General features: G+C 49.0%; 4 protein-coding genes. 1 reads left to right on the top strand and 3 read right to left on the bottom strand.

Annotated features, from left to right (window positions below):
- Nucleotide 1 precedes the first annotated feature (1 nt).
- The 3 genes from AC3DOM_RS17435 to AC3DOM_RS17425 form a co-directional block, all read right to left on the bottom strand.
- Nucleotides 2-274: a type II toxin-antitoxin system RelE family toxin gene (locus AC3DOM_RS17435; RefSeq protein WP_487920312.1), complete on the bottom strand. Its 273-nt coding sequence runs from the start codon at nucleotides 272-274 to the stop codon at nucleotides 2-4.
- A gap of 4 nt (nucleotides 275-278) precedes the next feature.
- Nucleotides 279-551 (bottom strand): type II toxin-antitoxin system prevent-host-death family antitoxin, encoded by a 273-nt coding sequence (locus AC3DOM_RS17430; RefSeq protein ID WP_487920311.1) that lies wholly within the window; start codon nucleotides 549-551, stop codon nucleotides 279-281.
- Between the two features lie 103 nt (nucleotides 552-654).
- A complete protein-coding gene (locus AC3DOM_RS17425; RefSeq protein ID WP_487920310.1) occupies nucleotides 655-1,074 on the bottom strand; it encodes an HIT family protein in 420 nt (139 codons plus the stop codon).
- A 44-nt stretch (nucleotides 1,075-1,118) separates the two neighbouring features.
- On the opposite strand from AC3DOM_RS17425, the gene AC3DOM_RS17420 reads away from it, so the two are divergent.
- On the top strand, nucleotides 1,119-2,438 hold a 1,320-nt coding region (locus AC3DOM_RS17420), incomplete at its 3' end, for a bifunctional folylpolyglutamate synthase/dihydrofolate synthase (protein ID WP_487920309.1).

Below are 2,438 nucleotides of genomic sequence, written 5' to 3'. Positions count from 1 at the left end.
TTCAGTAATTCTTGTAAATTCCGCTGCGTGGAGCGACTGTGAGTATGAGAATAATCAATTGCTCATCTTCAATCGCGTAGATAATGCGCCAATCTCCCACGCGGATACGAAAGAGGTTCTCATGTCCCATTATTTTTTTATAACCTTTTGGGCGCGGGTTTTCTGCAAGCGAGCGAATAGCTTGCCTGGTTCGATTCAACATTTCGCCGCGCAATCGCTTCAACGATTTTTCTGCTTTACGATGGATAATGATTTGCCAACGATTTTCCCCCATGAGGCTATTCTTCGCTATTTAGTTCTGCGTCAACATTATCCCAGGCGCGTGCAAGGGATGGATCAGTTTTCCATTCTTTGTAAGCAGCGGCGGCTTCCCGTGTGGCCCGCATTTCTTCCAGGGTCTCACGGATTTGTTCGTAATCAACTGCGGGGATCATGACCGCAATTTCTTTACCATTGCGCTCAATGAGCATATCCTTGCCCGCAAAAACCTGATCTAGAATATCTCGCCATTTTGCGCGCGCTTCACCGCTTTTAATTTTTGTAGGGAACATCCATAACTCCTTTGCTAAAGCGTACGTTATGTACAAATTGTACGCTTTGTGCGTGAGAGAGTCAAGTGAAATGTATGCAGGTGGAGGTTAAGGACGCTGAACATCACTGCATCAATTTGGTGCGTAATGCAGCAACTAAATTTTCTACATCAGCATATTCACAGCTGGCGTCTTTATTGATAAATGAGACTCCACGCTCTTCGTCATCTTCCTTACGCGGCATCAACCATGCATGGAAATGAGGGACGCCCTCCAAAATAATTAATTGATAAATTCGCTCTGCTTTCGTTATGGTTTTGAGCGCCGTATAAATCTGCTTCAATAAAGGCCCGTATTCTGCTAATTCATCAGGATTAGCTTGTGCAAAATCCAGAAAATGTCGGCTGGACTCTATGATAAGCGTTCCTAATGGACCCCTGTCCACAGGGGCGTGACAGATCTTCCAGCACTCGCCATCGAGAATGTATCCTCCCGGTGGGGGAGCAATTATTCCCTCGTGTTTTTGGCAGAGGAAGCAATTCATAAAACTCCTTGCCTAGCCATCTTTCGCCGATTACAATCCTTCCAATGGATACAGAAACCGCTTATAACAAGGCCCTTGACTACCTCTATTCTTTTGTAGATTATAGCCTGAAACATGCCTCCGAGCTCGCCAAGGCCGAGTTCAACCTTGACCGGATGCGTGACCTGATGCATTTACTCGGCGATCCGCAAAATGATTATCCCATCATTCATATTGCCGGGTCAAAAGGAAAGGGTTCCACGGCTGCATTTACAGCCAGCGCATTGCGTGCCGCCGACTATCGCGTCGGCCTTTATACCTCGCCCCATTTGCAGGATTTCACTGAGCGGATGCAGATCAACGGTGTCCCCATCCCGCAGGATGAATTCGCCGCCCTGGTAGAAGAGATCAAGCCTTCCGTGGCGCAGGTTCCTTTTATCACCACCTTCGAGCTGACCACTGCGCTGGCTTTTCTCTATTTCTCTCGCCAAAAGATCACGGTTGCGGTCATTGAAGTCGGCCTGGGGGGACGACTGGATGCGACCAATATTGTCACGCCGCTAGTTTCGGTGATCACTTCCCTTTCATTGGAACATACCGCTGTTTTGGGAATTACCCTGACCGAGATCGCCCGCGAAAAAGCAGGGATCGTCAAAGAGGGACATCCCTTCGTTTCAGCACCCCAAAAACCGGAAGCTGCCTCCGTTTTGGATTTGGCCGCCGAGGAGTACAATGTCCCGTTAACCCTCGTTGGACGGGATCTGATGTATAAAGTGAAGAAGAAAACCATTGATGGGCAAATGCTCGAAGTCTGGATGCGGAATGGTCCAAAGATGAAACTCAGTATTCCGCTTTTGGGTGACCATCAGGTGGAGAACGCGGTCACGGCTTATGCTGCGCTTATCGCCGCCCGCCAGGAAGGCCTCGTGTTCAACGCTGCCCAACTCAAACAGGGATTTGCTGAAACAAAATGGCCCGGGCGCTTCGAAATCTGGCGCGAGAAGCCGCCCATTGTGTTAGACTCAGCCCATAATCCCGATTCCTTTGCCAAACTGCGCCAAACCCTCGACGAATACTTCCCGGAATGGCCGGTCATATTAATTTTCGGTGTCTCGGAAGATAAAAATGTGGCTGACATGTTGAAGGAATTAGCTTCTCGGTTGGAAAAAGTACTCTTGACGAAATCTGTGCATCCACGCGCTGTTGAAGTGCAGAAACTGGTTGGGTTTGCCGAGCAGGCCGGGGTTGCGTGCGAAGCGGTTGAGCCTGTCGAAGAGGCAGTTGCCCGGGCGTTGGAAATTGCAGGTGAGCATGCTCTCGTTTTATCCGCTGGATCAATTTTTCTGACCGCTGCTGTACGCGCGGTTTTGAGTGAAAATTTAAAT

It is taken from the genome of Candidatus Desulfolinea nitratireducens (assembly GCF_982879505.1).
Note: the sequence above shows the minus strand (reverse complement) of the source record. Positions and strands in the feature narration are given on the sequence as shown.